The sequence below is a fragment of the Vibrio sp. genome (assembly GCF_047973365.1).
Lineage (GTDB): Bacteria > Pseudomonadota > Gammaproteobacteria > Enterobacterales > Vibrionaceae > Vibrio.
Window position 1 is genome coordinate 36415 of the sequence record NZ_JBKEBW010000085.1, and the last position, 23388, is coordinate 59802.

Consider the following 23388-nt stretch of genomic DNA (forward strand, 5'->3'; position numbering starts at 1 on the left):
GTGTAAGGCTAAATGAGAATGATTTCATTAGAACAAGCCAAAGAACTCGTTGAACTGCTAGAGAATGGATTGCAAGACGAAGCGAATCTACTTTTAAAGCAAGTTTTTGAGTCTGAACGTAACCCGATGTTTAAAGAGATCGGGGAACTGACCAGAGATCTGCATGATTCACTTAAGCAGTTTCAAATAGATGACCGAATGGCAGAAATTGCAAAGGATGAGATTCCAGATGCAAAAACTAGGTTGAATTATGTAATAGAAAAAACAGAAGTAGCAGCAAACAAAACGATGGATGCTGTTGACCGCTGTATGCCTATTGCTAACAATTTACATGAAATGTTACTGCTGATTCGTCCCCAATGGAACGAGCTTATGCGTGGTCAGATTGAATTCAGTGAATTCAAAGCATTATGTCACCGTGTTGATGATCTGTTGTCTCACGTTGAAGGTGACAGCAGTGAGTTGCGTGGTCAGTTGACCGAAATACTGATGGCACAAGACTTCCAGGATTTGACCGGTCAAATCATTCGTCGTGTGATTACTTTGGTCAACGAAGTAGAACAACGTTTAGTCGACATTTTGACGGCGTTTGGTAAACAACAATCAGAACAACAGAAACAAACAGTTAGCGAGAAAAAAGCATCCTCTGAAGCTGAAGGTCCAATTTTGAATCCTCACGAAAGAGCGGATGCTGTCGCATCTCAAGACGAAGTAGACGATTTATTATCGAGTCTTGGTTTTTAGGGGTAACTTATGAGCTACGATTTAGACGAAGACATTCTTCAAGACTTTTTAGTTGAAGCAGGTGAAATCCTCGAGTTGCTTTCTGAGCAATTAGTCGAGTTAGAAAATGACCCTGAAAATAAAGATCTGCTAAACGCAATTTTCCGTGGTTTCCACACGGTAAAAGGTGGTGCGGGTTTCCTATCACTCACTGAGCTAGTTGAAACCTGTCACGGTGCAGAAAACGTATTCGATATTCTGCGTAATGGCCAACGCAGTGTTACCCCAAGCCTCATGGACACTATGCTTCGCTCACTTGATACCGTGAATGAACAGTTCCGTGCAGTTCAGGATGGCGAGCCTCTCACTCCTGCCGATCCAGCACTACTTGATGAGCTGCATAATTTATGTAAGCCAGAATCTGAAGACGCTCCTGCTGCTGCACAAGAACCTGTCGTTGAAGACGTGCCCGTTGTTGGTGAACCAATAGTTGAAGAACCAATAGTTGAAGAACCGGTTCAAAGCCAGCCGAAAGAAAGCAAATTGTCGGCTGACTCTATCGATGAAATTACTCAAGATGAATTTGAAAATCTGCTGGATGAGTTGCATGGCAAGGGCAAGAGCCCGGGTGCTGTCGCTAAGCCTCAAGCCACTCCTGTGCAATCAAGTGCGGTGACAAATGCGGATTTAAGCGGTGATATCACCGATGATGAGTTCGAAAAACTGCTTGATGAACTCCATGGTAAGGGTAAGAGTCCGATCAACGGTAGCGCTCCGCAAGTATCGACTCCACAAGAACCTGCTCAGCCCACCGCTCCAAGTAAGCCAACGCAACCTGCTGTATCAAGTGCAACAGGATCTGACGGTGACTTAATGACCGACGAAGAGTTCGAAAAACTTCTCGATGAGCTACACGGTTCTGGTAAAGGTCCATCAATCGAAGAGTTGGACATGGCAACACGTCCAGTCGCAGCGCCTTCTCAAGCAGCGGCTCCTGCGGCAGTTGCAAAAGCTCCATCACCGCCTAAAGCCGTAGCACCTAAAGTCGCAGCGACAGAAAAGCCAGCAGTACCTGCGGTTAAACAGTCTAAAGAAAAACGTGAAGTCGCAGCAGCCAAGAAGCCGCAGAACCAAGCCGAAGCCACCGTACGTGTAGATACCTCGACCCTTGATGTGATTATGAACATGGTCGGTGAGTTAGTATTAGTACGTAACCGTCTGTTGAGTCTGGGTTTAAATAGCAACGACGAAGAAATGTCTAAAGCAGTGGCGAACCTTGATGTCGTGACTGCTGATCTGCAAGGCGCAGTAATGAAAACGCGCATGCAGCCAATTAAGAAAGTGTTCGGTCGTTTCCCGCGTGTCGTTCGTGATTTGGCGCGTAGCCTAAACAAAGATATTGTGCTTGAAATGCGTGGCGAAGAGACGGATTTAGATAAAAACTTGGTTGAAGCTTTAGCTGACCCATTGATTCACTTAGTGCGAAACTCTGTTGACCACGGCATTGAGATGCCTGACGAGCGTGCCAAGTCAGGAAAATCTCCAACCGGTAAAGTGATTCTTTCAGCCTCACAAGAAGGTGACCATATCGAACTCGCTATCGTTGATGATGGTGCCGGTATGGATCCTCATAAACTTCGCTCTATCGCTGTTAAGCGTGGCATGATGGATGAAGACGCGGCTTCTCGTTTAACAGACAAAGAGTGTTTTAACTTAATCTTCATGCCTGGTTTTTCTAGTAAAGAAAAAATCTCTGACATCTCGGGTCGAGGTGTAGGTATGGACGTGGTTAAAACCGCGATTAACACGCTTAATGGTTCAATCGACATTGATTCAGAGTTAGGTAAAGGTACCAAGATCACCATCAAAGTACCGCTAACCCTTGCAATTCTACCAACCTTGATGGTTGGTGTTGCAGGTCACCCATTTGCGCTGCCTTTGGCAAGCGTAAACGAAATCTTCCACTTAGACTTGAGCCGAACGAACGTGGTCGATGGACAACTGACGATTATTGTCCGCGAGAAATCGATTCCGCTTTTCTATCTGCAAAACTGGTTAGCACCAAGAGCGGGGCGCGTAGAAGCACGCAAAGGTCACGGTCATGTGGTGATTGTTCAACTTGGCAGTCAACGTGTTGGCTTCGTAGTCGATACATTAATTGGTCAAGAAGAAGTGGTTATCAAGCCATTGGATAAGTTACTACAAGGTACTCCGGGTATGGCGGGAGCAACGATTACCAGTGACGGTCATATTGCTTTGATTCTGGACGTTCCAGACCTACTGAAACGTTATGCTGCGGCTTCAAGAATCTAAGTAACAGTATTAATTTTAAGGAAAACTATGGCGATTAAAGTATTAGTTGTAGATGACTCAAGTTTTTTCCGACGCCGGGTAAGCGAAATTATTAACGCTGAATCACGCCTTGAAGTTATTGACGTAGCAACTAACGGTAAAGAGGCGGTCGAGAAAGCAGAACGTCTAAAACCAGATGTGATCACTATGGATATTGAGATGCCTGTAATGGACGGTATTACCGCTGTTCGTCAAATTATGGCATCTAATCCCACCCCGATTTTGATGTTTTCTTCCTTAACGCAAGAAGGCGCTAAAGCAACGTTAGATGCGTTAGATGCCGGTGCTCTAGATTTCTTGCCGAAGAAGTTTGAAGATATTGCAAGAAACCGTGATGAAGCGGTGAGCTTATTGCAGCAACGTGTGATTCAAATTGCTGTGAAAAAGAGCTTCATGCGTCGTCCATTGGCTTCTGCTCATCCTGTAAACACTTCCTCAGCAACGAGTTCGTTAACCCGTACATCAGCCAGAACGACAACTTCCGCTCCAGTAGCTCCAGTGACTAGACCAGTATCTACTGCTGCTCGTTTTAAAGCGTCAGGCAAAAGCTATCAGCTAACTGCTATTGGTACTTCTACTGGTGGTCCGGTTGCGTTACAAAAAATTCTGACTAAGTTGCCGGCTAATTATCCTCACCCGATTGTGTTAGTGCAGCATATGCCGGCGACATTTACTGCGGCCTTTGCTAGTCGTCTGAATTCATTATGCAAAATTGAAGTGAAAGAAGCGGAAGATGGTGATGTGTTACGTCCAGGTGTGGCTTATTTGGCACCAGGTGGTAAGCAGATGATGGTTGAAGGTCGTCCAGGTGCCGGGAAGCTTCGCATTCTTGATGGCGGAGAGCGAATGAATTATAAGCCATGTGTGGACGTCACATTTGGTTCAGCGGCAAAAGTCTATAACGACAAAGTATTATCAATGATTCTAACTGGCATGGGGGCGGATGGGCGCGAAGGTTCTCGTATGCTGAAGTCTGCGGGTTCAACTATTTGGGCGCAAGATGAAGCCAGTTGTGTGGTTTACGGTATGCCGCAAGCTGTCGCGAAATCAGGTATTTCATCTGAAGATCTGCCACTAGACCGCATCGCAGAAAGAATGTTGGTTGAAGTAGGTCTTGCATAAGGATATTTAATGATTGTTTGGAGCGTAGCGAACCAAAAAGGTGGCGTAGGTAAAACCACAACAACGATTACGTTAGCCGGTTTGTTAAGTCAACAGGGGAAACGTGTATTGCTAGTGGATACGGATCCACACGCATCGTTAACAACGTATTTGGGGTATGACTCAGATGGCGTTCCAACCAGTTTGTTCGATTTGTTTCAATTAAAAGAGTTTAACGAGCAGAACATTAGTCCATTGATATTGAAAACTGACGTTGAAGGTATTGATTTGATTCCTGCGCACATGTCATTGGCAACGTTGGATCGTGTGATGGGTAATCGTAGCGGTATGGGATTGATCTTAAAGCGTGCGTTAATGGTTTTGCGTCAGCATTATGATTATGTACTCATCGATTGCCCACCGATTCTGGGCGTAATGATGGTGAATGCGCTTGCTGCAAGTGACCGCATTCTTATTCCTGTTCAGACTGAATTTTTAGCGATGAAAGGCTTAGAACGTATGGTGCGTACTTTGGCGATTATGCAAAAGTCACGTAACCGTGAGTTCAAAGTGACGATCGTGCCGACTATGTACGACAAACGTACGCGTGCTTCTTTGCAAACCTTAACGAAGCTTAAGAAAGACTACCCAGATCAGGTGTGGTCTTCAGCGGTACCTATTGATACAAAATTTAGAGATGCGAGTTTGAAGCGCTTACCAGCATCCCATTTCGCCGAAGGTAGTCGCGGCGTATTTGCTTATAAACAGTTGCTATTGTATTTGGAGAGGCTTGCTATTAATGAGTAGTAGCCATTCACTATCCAGTGAACAAGCATTAGATGATTATTTTACAGCTCTTCTGCAAGAAGAGCTGGTCGAGACGATTGTTGAAAAGGAACCTGAGTTGGTTGCTATGGTTCAGTCCGCTGCAGAAACTCAGCCTATTGCAGAAACCCAGCTTGTTGCAGAAAAAAGCTATTTGACGGATCCTCTGCACGGCTTGCCTGAACTGGAAATGCCCGATCTGCGAGATGTTCAGCGTCTGTTAAGTCAGATGGAAGCCAGCAACCCGGTGGAAGAGTTAGAACTTGAGCAGGTGCTGGAACAAAATATCATTGATATCCAAGTTGCAACTCAGCCGGTTGCCGACGAGATTCAAGAGTGGGATATCACTACAGATATCACAGAAGTTGAAACTGAAGCTAAAGTTGAAACGATTGAGGTCGAATTAGCAGAAGCACGTGTAGAAATCGAGCCTGAAGTTGTCGTTGAACAGCAAGCTGCGCTTGAACCACAGACACAATCCGGCGCAGCGGCACTGGGGCATTGGGAAACACCAATTAGAGAGCAGAATTTCCAAGTTCTATACTTCGATGTCAATGGTGTCACTTTTGCTGTTCCATTAGATGAATTGGGTGGTATCCACCGCAAGGGTGAACTTAACCATTTGATTGGTCGCCCAGCTTGGTATTTAGGTTTACAAACAAACCGTGACTCTCAACTGGATGTTGTCGATACTGCTAAGTGGGTGATGGCTGAGAAATTGCGTGATGACAGCTATAAAGACGCTTATCAGTATATCGTTATGCTAGGTGAGAGCATGTGGGGCTTGGCATGTGCTCAATTGCTGGGGACAGAAACACTAAGCAGTGAAAAAATTCGCTGGCGAGAGCAAGTAGGTAAACGCCCTTGGCTTGCTGGTATGGTTAAAGAAAAGATGTGTGCTTTGATCCATGTTGAAGCATTGATAGCTATGCTTAATGCAGGGCTTGATGTAAAAGCATTAGATAAATAGCTCTGGATAAAATAATATTTTTGTCGGTAACGACTTAGAGAGGAAAAGGTATGTCTCAAGCTAACGGAGTCGAAGTTAGAAAAGAACACTCGAAGGACGAAGTACTTCAGTGGGTGACGTTCCAACTAGAAGAAGAAACTTATGGCATCAATGTAATGCAAGTGCGTGAGGTACTTCGTTACACCGAAATTGCACCTGTACCTGGTGCGCCAGACTATGTTCTCGGCATTATCAACCTGCGTGGTAATGTTGTGACTGTTATTGATACTCGTGCTCGTTTTGGACTGATGCCGGGTGAAACCAGCGACAACACACGTATTATCGTTATCGAATCTGAGCGTCAAGTGATTGGCATTCTGGTTGATAGCGTTGCTGAAGTTGTCTACCTACGCTCTTCTGAAATTGACACTACGCCAAGTGTCGGTACTGACGAAAGCTCTAAGTTTATCCAAGGTGTAAGTAACCGTGATGGTAAATTGCTAATCTTGGTTGACCTAAACAAGCTGCTTTCTGATGAAGAATGGGATGAAATGGCTCATCTGTAATGAATGAGTTGATGTCCTACGCATCTCCGTTACTAGCGGGTGGTGTTGCATTGTTCTTAATGCTGATTGGCTTGGTATGGCTTAGCCTGCGCCGAGCCATGATTCGTCAAGCGGATTATTTCAGGCAACAGCTTCGTAATGCCGATAAAGAACAGCAGAAAGTGAACAAACAAATGCTAGAAGTTCGCTCTGTTGTTATTGGATTAGGCAAAACCGTTAACGATCAGCAAGACATTATCAAGCACTTAAACGACAGATTGAAAGAGCTTGAAAATGCAGATACTGATGCGCGCTTATATAGCAGAGCGAGCAAGATGGTGAAATTGGGTGCAGATCTTGATGAGTTAATCGAAGAATGCGAATTACCGAAAGCAGAAGCTGAATTGATGATGTCTTTGCAGAAAAAGTTGCAAGGCAAGGAGGCGATTCCGCCATTGTCAAGTCATCCGGAAGGCAAAACGCGTATAGCACCAAACCGACCACCAGCCAGAAAATAGTCCCGTTAAGTAATCATGCATGGCATAAATAAAAAGGAAGCTCACGTTTCCTTTTTGTATTTTATTTACTGATGATTAATAACCACAAAGTGGTAGTGGATAAAACAAACCGCTCAAAATTAACCTTTTCTTACTTAGTTTCGTGATTCGTAATGCCCTTCTTCTATTTTGTCTAAACTGTGGTGTGTTAATATAGCCGCTCCTAATTTGTTATATAGAAGCTCATGCTAGAAGTTAATAATCTCACTGCAATTCGTGATGAAAAGGTGCTATTTGAGCATCTGTCATTCACGATTGACGCTGGCGAACTCGTTCAGATTGAAGGTCGCAATGGTACGGGTAAAACCACATTACTGCGGATCATTACCGGGCTTGCTGACCGTGATGATGGTGAGATTTATTGGCATAACGTGAATATCGAACAAGACAGAGACAGCTATCACTCAGATCTGCTGTTTTTAGGTCATCAGACCGGTATTAAACGTGAACTTACCGCCTTTGAGAATCTTCATTTTTACCAATCTGTTCATTCATCAAAAAATAGCAAAGATGATATCTACCAAGCGTTGGTACAGGTTGGATTAGTCGGGCGTGAAGATGTGCCTGTGGCTAAGTTGTCAGCCGGACAGCAGCGTCGTGTGGCGTTAGCAAGATTATGGTTAAGCGAACAGAAGTTATGGATTCTCGATGAACCTTTAACGGCAATAGATAAACAAGGCGTTAAAGTGCTGGAAACACTGTTTCTAAAGCATGCCGATAGCGGTGGCATCGTTATTTTAACCACACACCAAGATATGTTCGCCGACCATGACAAATTGCGCAAAATTAAGCTAGGAGAAGCCTAATGTTCTCAATCATGGCGATGATCATTAAGCGTGAACTCCTTATCGCATTCCGGCGTCAGGCCGATATTTTTAACCCACTGTGGTTTTTTATTATTGTGATCACTTTGTTTCCACTCAGTATTGGTCCTGAGCCGGGTCTGCTTGAGCGTATTGCGCCTGGCATTGTTTGGGTTGCGGCTCTGCTGTCTGCGCTGCTCTCATTAGAGCGTCTGTTTCGCGATGATTTTCAAGACGGCGCACTTGAACAAATGATGATTATGCCCGTGCCATTATCTGTGGTTGCGTTGTCAAAAGTGATCGCTCATTGGTTGCTTACTGGTGTGCCGTTACTCTTAATCAGCCCGCTGCTTGCTATCCTATTGTCACTGAATTTTGATACTTGGCTAGGTGTCGTGGCGACATTATTACTTGGCACGCCAACACTCAGTTTTGTTGGCGCTATCGGGGTAGCACTCACCGTTGGTCTACAAAAAGGTGGCGTACTACTTAGCCTGGTCGTTTTGCCTTTGTATATACCCATTTTGATTTTCGCCACATCAGCGATAGATGCTGCTTCTTTGGGGATAGCCTATAACGGCCAGCTTGCTATATTAGCCGCTATGTTGGTCGGTGCGATGACCTTAACGCCTATGGCTATTAGTGCAGCATTACGAGTAAGTGTTAACTAACTTAACAACGATTTTTTTATTTCGCCTAAATTTACACAAAAAACTTAACACCAATAAGTTAAGTATCAGAAGCAAAGTGAGGACAAACAATGTGGAAATGGCTCCATCCCTACGCTAAGCCAGAATCTGCGTACCAGTTATGTGGGAAGTTTTTCCCGTGGTTCACCGTGTTAGCTTTTACCTGTTTGACGGTGGGTACGGTTTGGGGGCTTGCGTTCGCTCCTTCCGATTACCAACAAGGTGATAGCTTTAGACTGATCTATATCCATGTACCATCGGCAATTTGGTCTATGGGCGCTTATATGTCGATGGCGATTGCTGCATTTATCGGTGTCGTCTGGCAGGTAAGATTGTCTAGTATGGCTGCTCTCGCCATGGCTCCAATTGGTGCGGTGTATACATTTATTGCTCTTATTACTGGTGCCGTTTGGGGCAAACCCATGTGGGGGGCATGGTGGGTTTGGGATGCTCGCCTAACATCAGAGTTAATTCTTCTTTTCCTTTACCTTGGGGTCATCGCGCTTTATCACGCGTTTGACGACCAAAAAACCGCTGCGAAAGCGGCAGGTATTCTTGCGATAGTTGGTGTCATTAACCTGCCGATTATTCATTTCTCAGTTGAGTGGTGGAATACCCTCCATCAAGGGGCAACGATTACCAAATTTGATAAGCCTTCCATTTCTGCCAATATGCTCTGGCCGTTGATATTGAACATTTTCGGTTTCGCGTTTTTCTTTGCTGCGTTGACCGTCGCTCGTCTGAGAAACGAAATTATCAGCAAAGAGAGCCACCGTCCTTGGGTTATCCAACTTGCTCAAGCTGAAAAAGGGGAATAATGATGTATTTTACAACCTGGTCAGATTTTATCGCAATGGGTGGCTACGCCGGCTATGTATGGGGTGGTTTTGGTATTACTTATTTATCCATGGCTATTTTATGGTTCATGAGCATCAATCGACGCAACACGCTAATGAAAGAAGTAAAAAATAAAATCAAACGTCAAGAGCGTATCGAAGCGGCTAAACATATGGAGAACACACTGTGAACCCAAGACGTAAAAAGAGGCTCGGTATTGTCCTCGCCATTCTCATCGGTTTAGGTACAACAACTGGTTTGATTCTTTATGCCTTAAATCAAAACATGGATCTTTTCTATACCCCGACAGAGTTAGTGCATGGTAAGGATGGTAAGAAACCGGAGGTTGGTCAGCGCTTACGTATTGGTGGTATGGTGACTGTAGGTTCAGTCAAACGTGATCCCAACTCGTTAAAAGTAAGCTTTTCATTGCATGATGTAGGCCCATCAGTAACGGTCATTTATGACGGCATTCTTCCGGATCTGTTCCGTGAAGGGCAGGGCATCGTCGCACAAGGTGTTTTGGTTGATGCGACGACAATCGAAGCGTTCGAAGTCTTGGCGAAACATGATGAAGAATATATGCCGCCTGAAATCGCTGACGCGATGGAGAAGAACCATGCGCCGATGACTTACACCTCTGAGCAAAAACAAGGAAGTGGTCAATGATTGCAGAAATTGGTCACTTTGCCCTGATTATTTCTTTGGGTTTAGCTGTCTTGCTAAGCTTTTTTCCTTTGGTTGGTGCTTCGCGTAACAACACTCTGCTGATGAACTCTGCGCGCCCATTAGCATGGGGTATGTTCTCATTCTTGCTATTGTCATTTGGCATTCTTTTGTGGGCTTTTTATAGCAATGATTTTACGATTAAATATGTCGCGAGTAATTCAAACAGTCTTCTGCCATGGTATTACCGTTTAACTGCGCTTTGGGGGGCTCACGAAGGTTCACTGTTACTTTGGGTAGTCATCCAGGCTGCTTGGACAGTTTCCGTGGCGAGTTTTAGTCGTGGTATGCCACAAGAATCTGTCGCTCGGGTGCTTGCGGTTATGGGTATGATTTCAGTCGGTTTCCTGCTGTTTATTATCGTCACATCCAATCCATTCCTGCGCACTTTGCCGTATTTCCCTATTGATGGCCGTGATTTGAACCCGTTGTTACAAGATCCAGGCTTAATTATTCACCCTCCGATGTTATACATGGGGTATGTGGGTTTTTCGGTTGCGTTCTCTTTTGCTATTGCTTCACTGATGACGGGGCGCCTTGATACTGCGTGGGCCCGTTGGTCTCGTCCATGGACAACCGCTGCTTGGCTATTTTTGACATTAGGTATTGTGCTTGGTTCTTGGTGGGCATACTACGAACTCGGCTGGGGTGGCTGGTGGTTCTGGGATCCGGTTGAAAATGCCTCTTTTATGCCTTGGCTTGCGGGCACGGCGCTGATCCATTCACTGGCGGTGACTGAAAAACGTGGGACGTTCAAAGCGTGGACGGTTCTTTTGGCTATTTCTGCATTTTCATTAAGCTTGCTCGGTACATTCTTAGTACGTTCGGGTATTTTGGTATCAGTGCATGCGTTTGCCTCAGATCCTGCTCGTGGGATGTTCATTCTCGCTTTTCTCGTCTTTGTCATTGGTGGTTCGTTACTGCTGTTTGCAGTAAAAGGTGCATCAGTGCGAGCGCAAGGTAACTATGAGTTGCTATCACGTGAAAACGCGCTGTTGGCAAATAACGTGCTACTCATCACGGCTTTGGTCGTGGTTCTTATTGGTACGTTGTTGCCACTGGTTCATAAGCAGTTAGGCCTTGGCTCGGTTTCTATCGGCGCGCCATTCTTTAACAGCTTGTTTAGCTGGTTGATGGTGCCATTTGCTTTATTGCTTGGTGTTGGTCCGTTGATTCGTTGGAAGCGCGACAATTTATCTGCTGTCATCAAGCCTTTGATTATTTGTGCGATTGCCTCTTTGGTACTGGCGGTGTTGTTGGTATTTGCAACGGCTGATTCATTTACTGGGCTGGCTTTTATGGGCTGGGCAATGGCATGGTGGATCATCTTGCTGCACGGTTATGAAGTTTACCAACGTGCGACCCATCGTCACACCTTTATGCTTGGTGTGAAGCAGATTCATCGTAGTCATTGGTCGATGGTGTTAGGTCATATCGGCTTGGCAGTGACCATTATTGGTATTGCGATGGTGCAGAACTACAGCATTGAACGTGATGTACGTTTAGCGCCGGGAGAACACTTCCAACTTAACGAATACGACTTCTACTTTAAAGGTTTACTCGATCGAGATGGTCCGAACTATGATGGTTATGTGGCTAAGTTCGAAGTGACAAAAAATGGTCAATACATCAATACGCTGAATGCAGAAAAACGCTTCTATAACACCGCTAGGTCTATGATGACTGAAGCGGCAATTGACCGCGGTTTAACACGAGATCTCTATATTGCCATGGGTGAACGTTTAGATGGCAGTGATGCTTGGGCAGTGCGTTTGTACTACAAGCCGTTTGTGCGTTGGATTTGGGCTGGCGGCTTATTCATGGTTGCCGGTGGTGTGCTCGCCATGAGCGACAAACGTTATCGTTTCAGAAAAGCTGCAGCGAAGGAGGCTTAAATGAATAAGAAGATACTCTTTATCCCTCTCGCTATTTTTATCGGATTAGTCGCGATTTTCTTTACACAACTTGTGCGTAATGCAGGTGGCGATGATCCGACCAAACTGGAATCTGTATTGGTGGGTAAAACAGTACCTGAATTTCGCTTAGAGGATCTTGCAGAACCGGGCAAACTTTATGATCAGGCGATATTCCGAGGTGAGCCGCTACTACTTAACGTGTGGGCAACATGGTGTCCAACTTGTTATGCCGAGCACCAATATCTCAATCAGCTAGCAGAACAAGATGTGAAGATTATTGGTTTAAACTACAAAGACCAGCGCGCCAAAGCCGTTCAATGGCTCAATGAGTTAGGCAACCCGTACTTAATCAGTTTATTTGATGGTAATGGTATGTTGGGTTTAGACCTTGGTGTGTATGGCGCCCCTGAAACTTTTCTGATTGATGCTAATGGCGTGATTCGTTACCGTCATGTTGGGGATGTAAACCCAACAAACTGGAAGCAAACATTAGCCCCCATCTATCAGCAACTGCGCCAGGAGAATCAACAACTGCAACAGGAGGCGAAAAAATGAGAGCTAAATTATTCGCTTTAATTGCGTCTCTATTGTTGTCTTTTTCTGTGATTGCAGCGATTGACGTTTATGATTTTGAGACCTCAGCGCAGGAAGCTCAATTTCATGAGTTGAGTAATACTTTACGTTGCCCTAAATGTCAGAATAACTCGATTGCCGACTCCAATGCTGCACTGGCTCAGGATTTACGTCAAAAAGTTTATGACATGACCAAGCAAGGTAAATCAAAAGACGAAATCGTCGATTACATGATTGCCCGCTACGGAAATTTTGTTACCTATAACCCACCCTTAACCCTAAGCACTGCAATATTATGGGTAGCGCCGCTATCCGTACTTGTTGTTGGTTTTATAGTCATCTTTATGCGCACTAAACGTCGTAAAGTCAGTGCTCAAGCTGTTGAATGGGATGAAAGCAAAGAACAACGCTTAAAAGCCTTATTAGAAGAAGATAAAGACGGAGAGAAGCAGTAATGACGTTATTTTGGGTATTAACGCTAATCCTTGTCGCTATTGCGTGTGTCTTCGTCGCTATTCCTTTGCTAAAGCCAAAAATCAATAATGACGCAGCTTTGCGTGACGAATTGAATAAAGCCTTCTATAGAGACCGCCTTGCTGAACTTGCGGTGGAAGCAGACGAAGGTTTGATGGAAGATCAGCAAGAGTTAGTGGCTGATCTTAAGCAATCTCTGTTGGATGATATTCCAAATGAGTCAAGTAAGAGTGAAGAACGTTCTTTATCAACGATGATGGTGCTGGTTCCGTCACTGGTTCTTGTGGTTGCATTGAGCTACGGTTTGTATGCCATTTTCGGTAACTATCAGCAAGTGCAGCATTGGCAGCAGATTAGTCAGAATTTTCCAGAGCTTTCTAAGAAATTGATGAATCCTCAGGGGGTTGAACTCACAGACAAAGAGATGGAAGACTTAACGTTAGCGTTAAGAACTCGCTTGCATTACGAACCAGAAGATTCGACTGGGTGGTTATTGCTAGGACGTATTGGTCTGGCGAATCGCGATATGGAAACCGCGATTGGTGCGATGAAAATGGCTTATGCAATTGAACCCTCTGACGGGGACATAAAATTAGGTTACGCTCAGTCTCTGATGCTTTCTAATGACCAAATGGATCAGCAAAATGCTCGCGCACTACTGAACAAAATGTTGCAAGCCGATTATGTTGATCTGCGCGTGTATTCGCTTTTGGCATTTGATGCGTTCGAACGTCAGGATTTCTCAACGGCGATCAAGCATTGGCAGTCAATGCAAGAGATGATTGGTGCAAACGATAGTCGTTATGAGATGTTAGCGCGTAGTATTGCTAGCGCAAAAGCGAAAATGGAACCTGTTAAGCTGGATGAACACGCAGTGTCAGTCACCATCTCATTAAGCAGCAAAGTTACACTTCCTGAACAAGGGGTTGTGATTGTATCTGTACATTCTGCTGATGGTGCGCCAATGCCAATTGCCGCTGCAAGGTATCCGTTAGGCAGTTTCCCATTGACGGTTATTTTGGATGACTCCAACAGCATGACGCAGGGGCGTAAATTATCCGATTTGCCATCACTGCTTGTGCGAGTTCGAGTTGACTCCGACGGTAACGTGGCAACGAAAGATGGGGATTGGTTTGGCGAAAGTGGTGTTGCTGAGTTAGGCAGTGCGGTAACCGTTGAAGTCAATAAGCAGTACTAACTGTGCCATTTCATAAGAACATAGAAGGTCAATACTGAAGTTGACCTTCTATCTAGTATAGTTAAGGGAACTAGTGGTTAAGGAAAGAATGGTAATAGTAAGTCGAATCACAAGGATTATGTTATTGAGCTTGATAGTTATCCTCACTGGATGTAGCTCAGTACCTGAAGACCAAAGTGTGTCAGACCCCGAGGCGAACGACCCCCTTGAAGGGTTTAACCGCGCTATGTGGACGATAAACTATGATTATTTAGATCCTTACTTGCTTCGTCCTGTCTCTTTAGCTTATGTGGAATATACGCCAGATCTGGTGCGTCATGGTATTGCTAATGTCCTTTCCAACCTTGATGAACCGTCCAGTATGGTGAACAACTTACTGATGGGGAATGGCGGCAAAGCGCTTGATCACTTCAACCGTTTTTGGATTAACTCAACCTTTGGTTTGCTTGGACTTTTTGACCTTGCATCTGACGCTGGTATTACCAAACATGGGGAAAAAACGTTCAGTGATGCCATGGGCAACCATGGTGTGGGCAAAGGTCCTTATGTGATGATTCCGGGATATGGTCCTGCGGTGGTTCGAGAAGCAGGTGATGTTGTTGATGGCTTATATTTGCCGCTTTCATACTTAAATATTTGGGCATCTTTAGGTAAATGGGCGTTAGAGGGGATGGAAACGCGAGCAGCGTTGGTCAGTCAAGAAGCGTTACTAGAGAACTCACCAGATTCCTATTCATTCACTCGTGCCGCTTATCTCCAACGCAGAGACTTTACCGCCGAGGTAGAAACAGCAACTGAAGTTGATGATAGCGAGGAGGATTATCTGGATTCCTATATGGAAGAAGGCTTCTAAGCCATAAGCAGAGAATCGTCGCAGACTTTAGTGTGAGTTTGTCCACGACGTCTAGTAAAGATTTAAGTTTGAGCGCGCAATTGATCGTGACGATAAGCAGTAGTGAGCTTATTGTACAGATCATAGGGAAGCGTCTTTGGTGGCGACTTAACTGCCAGGTGCCGTCGTTCATGCCCAGAAAGGTTGAGATAAACCTCTTCCGGCAGATCTTGGGTATCCTCAGGCAAATAAGTCAGCACTTCAGGAGTCAGATAGTGACTGAGTTTAGCACTTGCCAATCCGCCATGATGAAATAGCTCAGCTTGCTTAGCCGAGATGGCATAGGAGCTTTGATCGTTTCTTAAGGGTTGGGGTTTAGCTAACTCAAAACGTTCTCGCAGAAGCTCATCGCTCGTTTGAGGCTGCTCGATAAGCTCTACGGGCGTGTTGTCCCGCACATCATTTGAGAATAGAGCAACAAGCAAAGAAAAATCGGCGCGTCGTCCTTGATGGACGGCGTGACAAATCCCTGAACCTATGTTCAGTTCATTGATGATTCCTGCCTTATCTAAAGTATGTACTTGCATTTTGCTCTCCGCTTGATGCACTTATAACGGCAACGGAGGCAAAATCTTTAGTTATCAGCTTAACTAAAAAATAAAAAAAGCCTGCAAATCTGCAGGCTTAGGATTGTTTATTTTGTCATCGCTTAAGCAGCGACTAGAAATTATTTAGCTAGGTTAGCTGCTACGAATTCCCAGTTAACCAGAGCCCAGAAACTGTTCATGTAGTCTGGACGTAGGTTACGGTAGTCGATGTAGTATGCGTGTTCCCATAGGTCAACCGTTAAAAGTGGCGTAACACCTTCTTCTGTGATTGGCGTTGCTGCGTTAGAAGTGTTAACGATAGCTAGAGATCCGTCAGCTTTTTTCACTAACCAAGTCCAAGAAGAACCGAAGTTATTGATTGCTGAATCGGTAAATTTCGCTTTGAAATCAGCGAAAGAACCGAATGCTGCATTGATTGCTTCTGCAACAGCACCTGTTGGTTCGCCACCTGCGTTTGGCGCTAGACAGTGCCAGTAGAAAGTGTGGTTCCAAACTTGTGCTGCGTTGTTGAAAACACCACCAGTAGAAGTTTTGATGATCTCTTCTAGAGTTTTGCCTTCAAATTCAGTGCCAGGGACCAAGCCGTTAAGTTTAACAACGTACGTGTTGTGGTGCTTACCGTAGTGGTACTCAAGAGTTTCTGCTGAGATATGTGGTTCTAACGCGTCTTTCGCGTAAGGAAGAGCTGGTAGTTCAAATGCCATTGCTCGATTCTCCATATAGGTGAAGAGAGAGAACTCTCTCGATTGCTTCCAATATCGTTTTTGTTTTCGTCGGTACGACTGACTGATTTACCCAAGTAAATTGGTATAGCTATTTTAGCAACTTTTTACTTTATTAAAACCCCAATTCATAATAAAAGTGTTTTATATCAGAACAAGATGGACTAAAGCGGGCGAAATGTGAAAGCGATATCCGTCATAGTTCATCAGGCTAATAGCCTCTCCAAATAGTAGGCTAAGCAATTAATAATTTCGAATGATATGGTGCTGATGAAGCTGAAATCCCATACTAATAATGTGCTTTTTATTCTCATTTAATGATTTAGAATGTGGGCATCAAGTCCAAACCCCATTAAGAGGAAGCAATGGAAACCATCGATAAGATCAAACAGCAAATTGAAGAAAACGCGATCCTTCTTTACATGAAAGGCTCACCTAAGCTACCAAGCTGTGGTTTCTCTTCTCAGGCTGCCCAAGCGCTAATGGCTTGTGGTGAAAAATTTGCGTATGTAGACATTCTACAAAACCCAGACATCCGTGCTGAACTACCTGTATATGCTCAATGGCCAACTTTCCCGCAACTTTGGGTTGAAGGCGAGTTGATCGGTGGTTGTGACATCATTTTGGAAATGTTCCAAAAAGGTGAGCTTCAACCGCTAATCAAACAAGCGGCAGCTCGTTCGGCAAGCAATGAAGAATAATACTGTTTATATTTACAGTTTTTCTTGATTTCGTAAGGCCACATTCGATAATGTGGCCTTAATTTTTCCTACATTTGTAATAATGACCATGAGCCGATTATTCATTGCTGAGAAACCAAGTCTGGGTCGAGCAATTGCCGATGCATTGCCAAAACCACATAAAAAAGATCAGGGTTTTATTCGATGTGCAAATGGTGATGTGGTGACTTGGTGTATAGGACACTTACTTGAACAAGTCGAGCCGGACGCTTACGACGAACGCTATAAAAAATGGAATTTAGTGGATTTGCCGATTGTGCCAGATCAGTGGCAATTAAGACCTCGCAAATCCGCCAGTAAGCAGCTTAGCGTTGTCAAAAAGCTGATCAAAGAACACAGTGACATTATCCACGCAGGCGACCCGGATCGCGAGGGGCAGTTGTTGGTGGATGAAGTGATTGATTACTGCAAAGTCGCGAGTAATAAAAAAGCGTCGATTCAACGCCTTCTAATCAGTGACCTCAACTTACCTGCGGTAAAGCGCGCTCTTTCAAGCATGCGCAGCAACCGAGAATTCATCCCACTTTCTGTGTCCGCATTAGCACGCTCTCGTGCTGACTGGCTGTATGGTATGAACATGTCACGGGCATACACTTTACTTGGGCAAAAAGCCGGTTATCAAGGCGTATTGTCGGTAGGAAGAGTACAAACGCCGATTCTTGGGTTAGTGGTTCGTCGTGACGAAGAAATTGAAAACTTCATTCCCCGTGACTATTTCACCTTGCATGCGCTTATTCCTTATCAAGACTCCAACGGTTCTTTTGATATTCGTGCTCGCTGGAAACCGAGTGAAGCGTGTAAACCTTGGCAAGATGAAGAGGGAAGAGTTCTCAATCGTAAGCTGGTTGAAAATGTCGCCCAGCGTATTGCAGGTCAACCAGCCAAAGTAGTTGAGTCTGAACAGAATCAAACCAAGCAATCAGCACCATTACCGTATTCTCTCTCAGCATTACAGATTGATGCCGCAAAACGCTATAACATGAGTGCGCAGCAGGTACTTGATACCTGTCAGAGCTTATATGAAAAACATAAGCTGATTACCTATCCACGTTCTGATTGTCGTTACCTGCCGAAAGAGCATTTCTCTCAGGCGAGCTCACTAGTTGACGCCATTACTAATAACTCGAAAGAGCTCGTTTCCGCTCTCGCAGGTGCAAACTTATCGTTGAAATCGAAAGCCTGGAACGATTCAAAGGTTGATGCTCACCATGCGATTATACCTACGCCTAAAAAAGCTGCAGTGAATGCACTTTCAAGCTATGAAATGAATATTTATCAATTGATTGCGCGCCAATATCTAATGCAATTCTATCCGCCAGCGGTTTATGCCGAGGCTAAGTTAGTATTCGATATTGCGGGTGGTGTTTTTGTTGCCTCTGGTCGTCAGCTTGTGTCTGTGGGTTGGAAAGCTTTAACGGGTAAAGCAGAACAACTAGAAGAGGGGGTTGATACCGTGCCGCCGTTGCCGATTGGCAGCGAACTTACCTGCCGAGAAGGTGAAATTAAAGATAGAAAAACAGAGCCCCCAAAACATTTTACCGAAGCCACGCTATTGCAAGCGATGACTGGCATAGCTCGTTTTGTTGAAGATAAAGAGCTAAAAAAAATTCTGAGAGAAACCGATGGGTTAGGCACAGAGGCAACTCGGGCGGGAATATTAGATACGCTGTTCAAGCGCCAGTTATTAAAACGAGATGGCAAAATTATTCGCAGCACACCAGCAGGCAGAGGTTTAATTCATGCGTTGCCTGCGGATTCCACTTATCCGGATATGACCGCGCATTGGGAACACCAACTGCAAGCAATGGCAGAAAAAGGTCAAGCATATCAGCCTTTTATGTATGCACTTCAAGAACGTATTAACCGACTTATGCTTCAGGTAAAGAACGGTCCGATACCTGAATCATTAAGATCGCTCCCTGCGGTTGAACGACCCGCTTTTAAGCGTAAAAGGCGTTCTTATCCTCAATCAAAAGCAAGTTCGAGAACAAAGTAAATATGCCTCATTAATGAGACGTTTATCGCAACTTAAAGTAGGTATTTGGCATAAATGTGAGCGATGTCAATATTTGACCTAATGCTTTTGTGTGGTTTAGGTTAGGGAATTGTCAATTTTCTGTTTGTTCATATAATCACAAAGCACTTTTAAAACTTTCTGGTGAAATCTTTTCAATGCTAATTGTCGTTGTTAATCGATCTTGCTAGTTAAAGTTACAATCACTTTGGATGAAAAATGAACAAAAATAATTTATTAGCAGTTGGTGCTTTAGCGATTGTTTCAACCTCGTCTATCGCCGCTCCTTACGTTGCTGACGCGCGTAGCCAGGGTATGGGTAACACAGGTGTTGTATCTGCTGATTACTTAACTGCCCCTCTACATAACCCAGCTTTGGGTGCAATGTATAAAGAGAACGATGATTTCGGTCTTTTATTACCTGCGGTTGGTGCCAATATCAATGACCAAGATGACTCATTCACGTTGATTGATGATATGGAAGGTGTATACAACAACCTTGACAATAGTATTCAACAAAACGATGTTGCTAACTCTGTTGCAAGCGCACAAGAACTACAAGCTAATCTAAACGAGCTTTCTGATAATGCGCCAATGACTGTGAATGCAGGCTTAAGTATGGTCATTGCGATACCAACAAAGCATGTAGCCGTGAACTTGTTTACTACTGGCTATGTAGAGATGCTCGTTAAGCCTGAAATAGAGACGACTAATGATAATATTCAAACCATCCAAGACGCTGAAGATGTTTTGGATGCATACGATCAATCTAGAGTCGCTCTCGTTGCATTCGGTGTTTCAGAAGTCGGTCTATCATTTGCTCGCCAGTTTGAAATCGCTAACCAAAACTTCTCATTCGGTATTGCACCTAAATATCAATACCTAGTGACTTACTCACAAAATGTCACTTTAGAAGACTTTGATCTCGACGATTACGATCAAAGTGAAGTATCGAAGAAAGCTTTCAATATGGACCTTGGTGCGATTTGGTATAAAGATGCATTCCGTGTGGGTTTAACGGTTAAAGATGTACTGAAACAAGAAATTGAGACAGATATCGGCGGTTACACATACGAACTTGCACCAAAAGCAACCGTTGGCTTAGGCTACACCGGAGACTTCTTTACTGCGAGTTTAGATGCTGATCTGACTACGCAAAAACGTTTCAAAGAATTGGATTCTGATGACTCTCAGTTTGTACGTGTTGGTATTGAAGGCAACGCATGGGGCTGGGCACAGCTACGTGCTGGTTACGAAATGGATCTAAAAGACAACCTAGAAAATTCAATTACAGCGGGTATTGGTATCAGTCCATTCGATGTAGTGAGTCTAGACATTGCAGGTTCTTACGCTGGTGAAAACCAATTCGGTGCTGCGATGAACTTAGCGTTCACTTTCTAATCTTCTGCATCAGCAGAGCTTAAGATTGAGCCCCTCATATTTGAGGGGCTCTGTTTTTTACAAAGCAGCAAACGCTTTAGCGACACGTTCAACGTTTTGTTCGTTCAGACCAGCAAGGCACATTCGACCGCTGTTGATAAGATAAATCGCGTGTTCATTGCGTAGTGTTTCTACTTGTTGCTGGCTAAAGCCAGTGTAGCTGAACATACCTTTCTGTTTAATCAGGAAACTGAAGTCTGATTCTGGACGTAGCACGGTTAGCTGGTCATGCAGCTTTTTACGCATTGTTTCAATACGAGTGCGCATGCCTTCCACTTCACCAAACCACAGTTTTTTTAATTCTTCGCTATTTAAGACATTTGATACAAGCACAGCGCCATGTTTTGCCGGGCTAGAGTAGTTACGACGCACAGTGGCTTTTAGCTGACCTAAAACGCGAGAGGCTTCTTCATTATTACCACAAACGACGGAAAGGCCACCTACGCGTTCGCCGTAAAGAGAGAATGTTTTCGAGAAAGAGTTGCTGACAAAGCTCACGACTTCTTTTTCTCGCGCAATTTTACGAATTACGTAGGCATCTTCACCGATGCCTTGACCATAACCTTGGTATGCCATATCAAAGAAAGGAATCAGCTTGTTGCTCTTAATCACTTCAATCACTTGGTCCCACTGCGCGTTGGTTAAATCGACACCTGTTGGGTTGTGGCAGCATGGATGCAGCAGAACAATGCTATGTTCTGGCAAAGAACGAATGGTTGATAGCATACCAGTAAAATCAAGCATCTTGGTTTGAGGGTTGAAGTAAGGGTAAGTGTTTACTTCGAAACCAGCACCGGCAAAAATAGCATTGTGGTTTTCCCATGTTGGGTTGCTTACCCAGACTTTTGATTTTGGGAAATAATAGTGAAGGAAATCCGCACCGATCATTAACGCGCCTGAACCACCTAAAGATTGAATGGTTGCCACGCGCTTTTCTTCAATTGCAGGATGATTTTCGCCAAAGACTAATTGTTGCACTGCAGAGCGGTATTGAACTAGGCCATCCATAGGAAGGTAAATACAAGGTTGGCTTTCTGCTTTCGCTAACTGTGCTTGTGCTTGAGCGACAGAATCTAACGTTGGAATTTTGCCGTTTTCATCATAATAAAGACCAATACTTAGGTTCACTTTTTCAGATCTGTCATCAGCCATAAACTGTTCCATAAGGGACAGAATGGGGTCTCCAGCATAAGCGGTTACATGGTTAAGCACAAAAATTCTCCTTAATTAATTTGTTACTTGATAGCGATCTGAGCGTTGGTTTAATCCGATGATTAGGTTGAGCACTAGCTCACACAGAATGGATAAAGCAAGTTTGAAGTATCCGACAACGGATAGTGACATTACCATAATTGTGATATCGACAGCCATCAATAGCTCAAAAGAACCTAACAGTGGTCATTGAGAAATAGCCGAACTTTACACATACTTTGCGACGTCACTCTTTAATACTGACCGTTAGAGAGTGTTCTTGGAAGTTTACGCGAGTATAGTAGACGCTAGAAGGATGTTTGAACAGGTACATATGTATCACCTTTATGTATCAGTGACTTTTGTACCGTAGAAAAGAAAAAAGCTGTTGAAAAATCAACAGCTTAGTTCATAAAAGTGGCGGAGAGATAGGGATTTGAACCCTAGGATAGCTATTAACCATCGCCGGTTTTCAAGACCGGTGCTTTCAACCACTCAGCCATCTCTCCGTTGTTGAAACGCATATTATCGGCCTCTTAATCACTTGTAAAGTCCTGATAATACTGTTTGCTTTAATAATGTACATTTTGAGGTGTTTTTTTATTTCATTTCTTGATGGAGTATTTTGTGTGAATATCAGAACGGACCAATTGAAATATGACATTGCTTCGATACACTCATCAGCAAAGAATAAAGGATAAGTAAATTTTGCAAAGTTGGATGCTTCAGGATTTCTCGTATGGAGGTATTCCTTTACAGTTGGTTGAGTTTTCTATTGCAGGACAGTCATACTTGATGGTGTTTAACCGCATCGATGCAATGTATGAAGCTGATGATATTGCCTATAAATCTCAAAAACTGGGGATTGAGTATCGCGAACAGAGTTATAACGTAAAGTTTGACCTGAAAAGTAACTTTGATAACGATACATACTATCAAAAACCAGATGTTCAATTTAGCCCTAGCACAATGCGTGAATTAGGTAGAACCATAAGAGATCTGCTTAAGTTTCATTATGCAAATAGTAATGCTGAGGCTTATTACTTTGTTGCAGAAGATACAAAGTTGAAACGGTTTTATGATCGGCTTGCTACTTTCTATGCTGATGAGTTAAACTTCATCATAGTAAAAGATTTAGGAGAGGAGGGTTTAGGTTATGAAATCACAACCCCAAGTTACCAAAGCTAAAGCGGCAAAAATTGAAGCCATGAAGAAAATCAAGGCTGCTTACAATCAGGCCCAGAAAGAAGGTAAAGTGACTACTTATAAAGTATCGCGTGCCTAGATCGTTGGATTTATAGAAAAAAGCGCTGACTATTGTCGGCGTTTTTTTGTTTGCCCAGCAAAGCTGGCAAACCCGTCCACTTGAAAGAAAGTGGAGTCACCCTGACTAAGGGGAAGACAATCCGAATGGCAAGGGCGTCACGGGCTAACGGTGGGGTCTGAAGGAAGCCATAGGAAGTTAGATGTACACAACTAACCGTAATCTGTTTCGGCGGTACTGGTGGGTAAGCGTCCAAAATAGCGCAAAGCCCAATACTTAGTCAGACCAATACTGTGATTGAGGGTGGGA

Annotated in this window: 26 protein-coding genes and 1 tRNA gene; 22 read left to right on the forward strand and 5 right to left on the reverse strand. The window is 44.0% G+C overall.

The window, feature by feature from the left end:
* Positions 1–18 precede the first annotated feature (18 nt).
* From ACK5MF_RS11350 to ACK5MF_RS11430, 17 genes are all read left to right on the forward strand, one after another.
* A complete protein-coding gene (locus ACK5MF_RS11350) occupies positions 19–744 on the forward strand; it encodes a protein phosphatase CheZ (RefSeq protein ID WP_416922272.1) in 726 nt (241 codons plus the stop codon).
* A 9-nt stretch (positions 745–753) separates the two neighbouring features.
* Complete coding sequence (locus ACK5MF_RS11355) at positions 754–3036, forward strand: chemotaxis protein CheA (RefSeq protein WP_416922274.1); 2283 nt, start codon at positions 754–756, stop codon at positions 3034–3036.
* A 27-nt stretch (positions 3037–3063) separates the two neighbouring features.
* Positions 3064–4197 carry a protein-glutamate methylesterase/protein-glutamine glutaminase gene (locus ACK5MF_RS11360; protein ID WP_416922276.1) on the forward strand — a complete coding sequence of 378 codons (1134 nt, stop codon included), beginning with the start codon at positions 3064–3066 and terminating at the stop codon, positions 4195–4197.
* Between the two features lie 9 nt (positions 4198–4206).
* Positions 4207–4983 carry a ParA family protein gene (locus ACK5MF_RS11365; RefSeq protein ID WP_416922278.1) on the forward strand — a complete coding sequence of 259 codons (777 nt, stop codon included), beginning with the start codon at positions 4207–4209 and terminating at the stop codon, positions 4981–4983.
* On the forward strand, positions 4976–5971 hold the full coding sequence (locus ACK5MF_RS11370; RefSeq protein WP_416922280.1) for a chemotaxis protein CheW: 996 nt from the start codon (positions 4976–4978) through the stop codon (positions 5969–5971). The genes ACK5MF_RS11365 and ACK5MF_RS11370 overlap by 8 nt, the downstream gene beginning before the upstream one ends.
* Positions 5972–6021: 50 nt before the next feature.
* Positions 6022–6516: a chemotaxis protein CheW gene (locus ACK5MF_RS11375; protein ID WP_416922282.1), complete on the forward strand. Its 495-nt coding sequence runs from the start codon at positions 6022–6024 to the stop codon at positions 6514–6516.
* Positions 6516–7013 (forward strand): DUF2802 domain-containing protein, encoded by a 498-nt coding sequence (locus ACK5MF_RS11380; RefSeq protein WP_416922283.1) that lies wholly within the window; start codon positions 6516–6518, stop codon positions 7011–7013. The genes ACK5MF_RS11375 and ACK5MF_RS11380 overlap by 1 nt, the downstream gene beginning before the upstream one ends.
* A 224-nt stretch (positions 7014–7237) precedes the next feature.
* Positions 7238–7858 carry a cytochrome c biogenesis heme-transporting ATPase CcmA gene (gene ccmA / locus ACK5MF_RS11385; RefSeq protein WP_416922285.1) on the forward strand — a complete coding sequence of 207 codons (621 nt, stop codon included), beginning with the start codon at positions 7238–7240 and terminating at the stop codon, positions 7856–7858.
* Positions 7858–8526 carry a heme exporter protein CcmB gene (gene ccmB / locus ACK5MF_RS11390; protein ID WP_416922287.1) on the forward strand — a complete coding sequence of 223 codons (669 nt, stop codon included), beginning with the start codon at positions 7858–7860 and terminating at the stop codon, positions 8524–8526. Before ccmA ends, ccmB begins: the two co-directional genes overlap by 1 nt.
* Positions 8527–8615: 89 nt before the next feature.
* Positions 8616–9362 carry a heme ABC transporter permease gene (locus tag ACK5MF_RS11395; protein ID WP_416922289.1) on the forward strand — a complete coding sequence of 249 codons (747 nt, stop codon included), beginning with the start codon at positions 8616–8618 and terminating at the stop codon, positions 9360–9362.
* Positions 9363–9364: 2 nt separating this feature from the next.
* A complete protein-coding gene (gene ccmD, locus ACK5MF_RS11400; protein ID WP_416922319.1) occupies positions 9365–9571 on the forward strand; it encodes a heme exporter protein CcmD in 207 nt (68 codons plus the stop codon).
* Positions 9568–10050, forward strand: a complete 483-nt coding sequence (gene ccmE, locus ACK5MF_RS11405; RefSeq protein ID WP_416922291.1) for a cytochrome c maturation protein CcmE — start codon at positions 9568–9570, stop codon at positions 10048–10050. The genes ccmD and ccmE overlap by 4 nt, the downstream gene beginning before the upstream one ends.
* Entirely contained in the window at positions 10047–12002 is a 1956-nt protein-coding gene (locus ACK5MF_RS11410; RefSeq protein WP_416922293.1) for a heme lyase CcmF/NrfE family subunit, read from the forward strand. Before ccmE ends, ACK5MF_RS11410 begins: the two co-directional genes overlap by 4 nt.
* On the forward strand, positions 12003–12578 hold the full coding sequence (locus ACK5MF_RS11415) for a DsbE family thiol:disulfide interchange protein (RefSeq protein WP_416922294.1): 576 nt from the start codon (positions 12003–12005) through the stop codon (positions 12576–12578). It begins immediately after the preceding gene.
* The gene (locus ACK5MF_RS11420; protein ID WP_416922296.1) at positions 12575–13051 is read left to right on the forward strand and encodes a cytochrome c-type biogenesis protein CcmH; all 477 of its coding nucleotides are present in this window, start codon (positions 12575–12577) and stop codon (positions 13049–13051) included. The genes ACK5MF_RS11415 and ACK5MF_RS11420 overlap by 4 nt, the downstream gene beginning before the upstream one ends.
* Positions 13051–14268 carry a c-type cytochrome biogenesis protein CcmI gene (ccmI, locus tag ACK5MF_RS11425; RefSeq protein ID WP_416922297.1) on the forward strand — a complete coding sequence of 406 codons (1218 nt, stop codon included), beginning with the start codon at positions 13051–13053 and terminating at the stop codon, positions 14266–14268. The genes ACK5MF_RS11420 and ccmI overlap by 1 nt, the downstream gene beginning before the upstream one ends.
* Before the next feature lie 94 nt (positions 14269–14362).
* Positions 14363–15121 (forward strand): VacJ family lipoprotein, encoded by a 759-nt coding sequence (locus ACK5MF_RS11430; RefSeq protein ID WP_416922321.1) that lies wholly within the window; start codon positions 14363–14365, stop codon positions 15119–15121.
* A gap of 62 nt (positions 15122–15183) precedes the next feature.
* Here ACK5MF_RS11430 and ACK5MF_RS11435 read toward each other — a convergent pair whose 3' ends face one another.
* Complete coding sequence (locus ACK5MF_RS11435; RefSeq protein WP_416922299.1) at positions 15184–15687, reverse strand: VC2046/SO_2500 family protein; 504 nt, start codon at positions 15685–15687, stop codon at positions 15184–15186.
* Positions 15688–15827: 140 nt separating this feature from the next.
* Positions 15828–16412 (reverse strand): superoxide dismutase [Fe], encoded by a 585-nt coding sequence (gene sodB, locus ACK5MF_RS11440; protein ID WP_416922300.1) that lies wholly within the window; start codon positions 16410–16412, stop codon positions 15828–15830.
* A gap of 383 nt (positions 16413–16795) precedes the next feature.
* Between sodB and ACK5MF_RS11445 the strand changes: the two genes are divergently transcribed.
* From ACK5MF_RS11445 to ACK5MF_RS11455, 3 genes are all read left to right on the forward strand, one after another.
* Positions 16796–17131, forward strand: coding sequence for a Grx4 family monothiol glutaredoxin (locus tag ACK5MF_RS11445; RefSeq protein WP_416922302.1), 336 nt, complete (start codon positions 16796–16798; stop codon positions 17129–17131).
* 88 nt (positions 17132–17219) lie between these two features.
* Positions 17220–19166 carry a DNA topoisomerase III gene (locus ACK5MF_RS11450; RefSeq protein ID WP_416922304.1) on the forward strand — a complete coding sequence of 649 codons (1947 nt, stop codon included), beginning with the start codon at positions 17220–17222 and terminating at the stop codon, positions 19164–19166.
* Between the two features lie 237 nt (positions 19167–19403).
* On the forward strand, positions 19404–20585 hold the full coding sequence (locus ACK5MF_RS11455) for a conjugal transfer protein TraF (protein WP_416922306.1): 1182 nt from the start codon (positions 19404–19406) through the stop codon (positions 20583–20585).
* 57 nt (positions 20586–20642) lie between these two features.
* Here the strand turns inward: ACK5MF_RS11455 and ACK5MF_RS11460 are convergent, their stop codons facing one another.
* The 3 genes from ACK5MF_RS11460 to ACK5MF_RS11470 all read right to left on the reverse strand — a co-directional run bounded on the left by ACK5MF_RS11460 (position 20643) and on the right by ACK5MF_RS11470 (position 22324).
* Positions 20643–21836, reverse strand: coding sequence for an aromatic amino acid transaminase (locus ACK5MF_RS11460; RefSeq protein WP_416922308.1), 1194 nt, complete (start codon positions 21834–21836; stop codon positions 20643–20645).
* 15 nt (positions 21837–21851) lie between these two features.
* The gene (locus ACK5MF_RS11465; RefSeq protein WP_416922310.1) at positions 21852–21995 is read right to left on the reverse strand and encodes a hypothetical protein; all 144 of its coding nucleotides are present in this window, start codon (positions 21993–21995) and stop codon (positions 21852–21854) included.
* Positions 21996–22233: 238 nt separating this feature from the next.
* A tRNA-Ser gene (locus ACK5MF_RS11470) sits at positions 22234–22324 on the reverse strand.
* A gap of 199 nt (positions 22325–22523) precedes the next feature.
* On the opposite strand from ACK5MF_RS11470, the gene ACK5MF_RS11475 reads away from it, so the two are divergent.
* The gene (locus ACK5MF_RS11475; RefSeq protein WP_416922312.1) at positions 22524–23003 is read left to right on the forward strand and encodes a hypothetical protein; all 480 of its coding nucleotides are present in this window, start codon (positions 22524–22526) and stop codon (positions 23001–23003) included.
* Positions 22972–23100 carry a hypothetical protein gene (locus ACK5MF_RS11480; RefSeq protein ID WP_416922314.1) on the forward strand — a complete coding sequence of 43 codons (129 nt, stop codon included), beginning with the start codon at positions 22972–22974 and terminating at the stop codon, positions 23098–23100. The genes ACK5MF_RS11475 and ACK5MF_RS11480 overlap by 32 nt, the downstream gene beginning before the upstream one ends.
* The last annotated feature ends 288 nt before the right edge of the window (positions 23101–23388 follow it).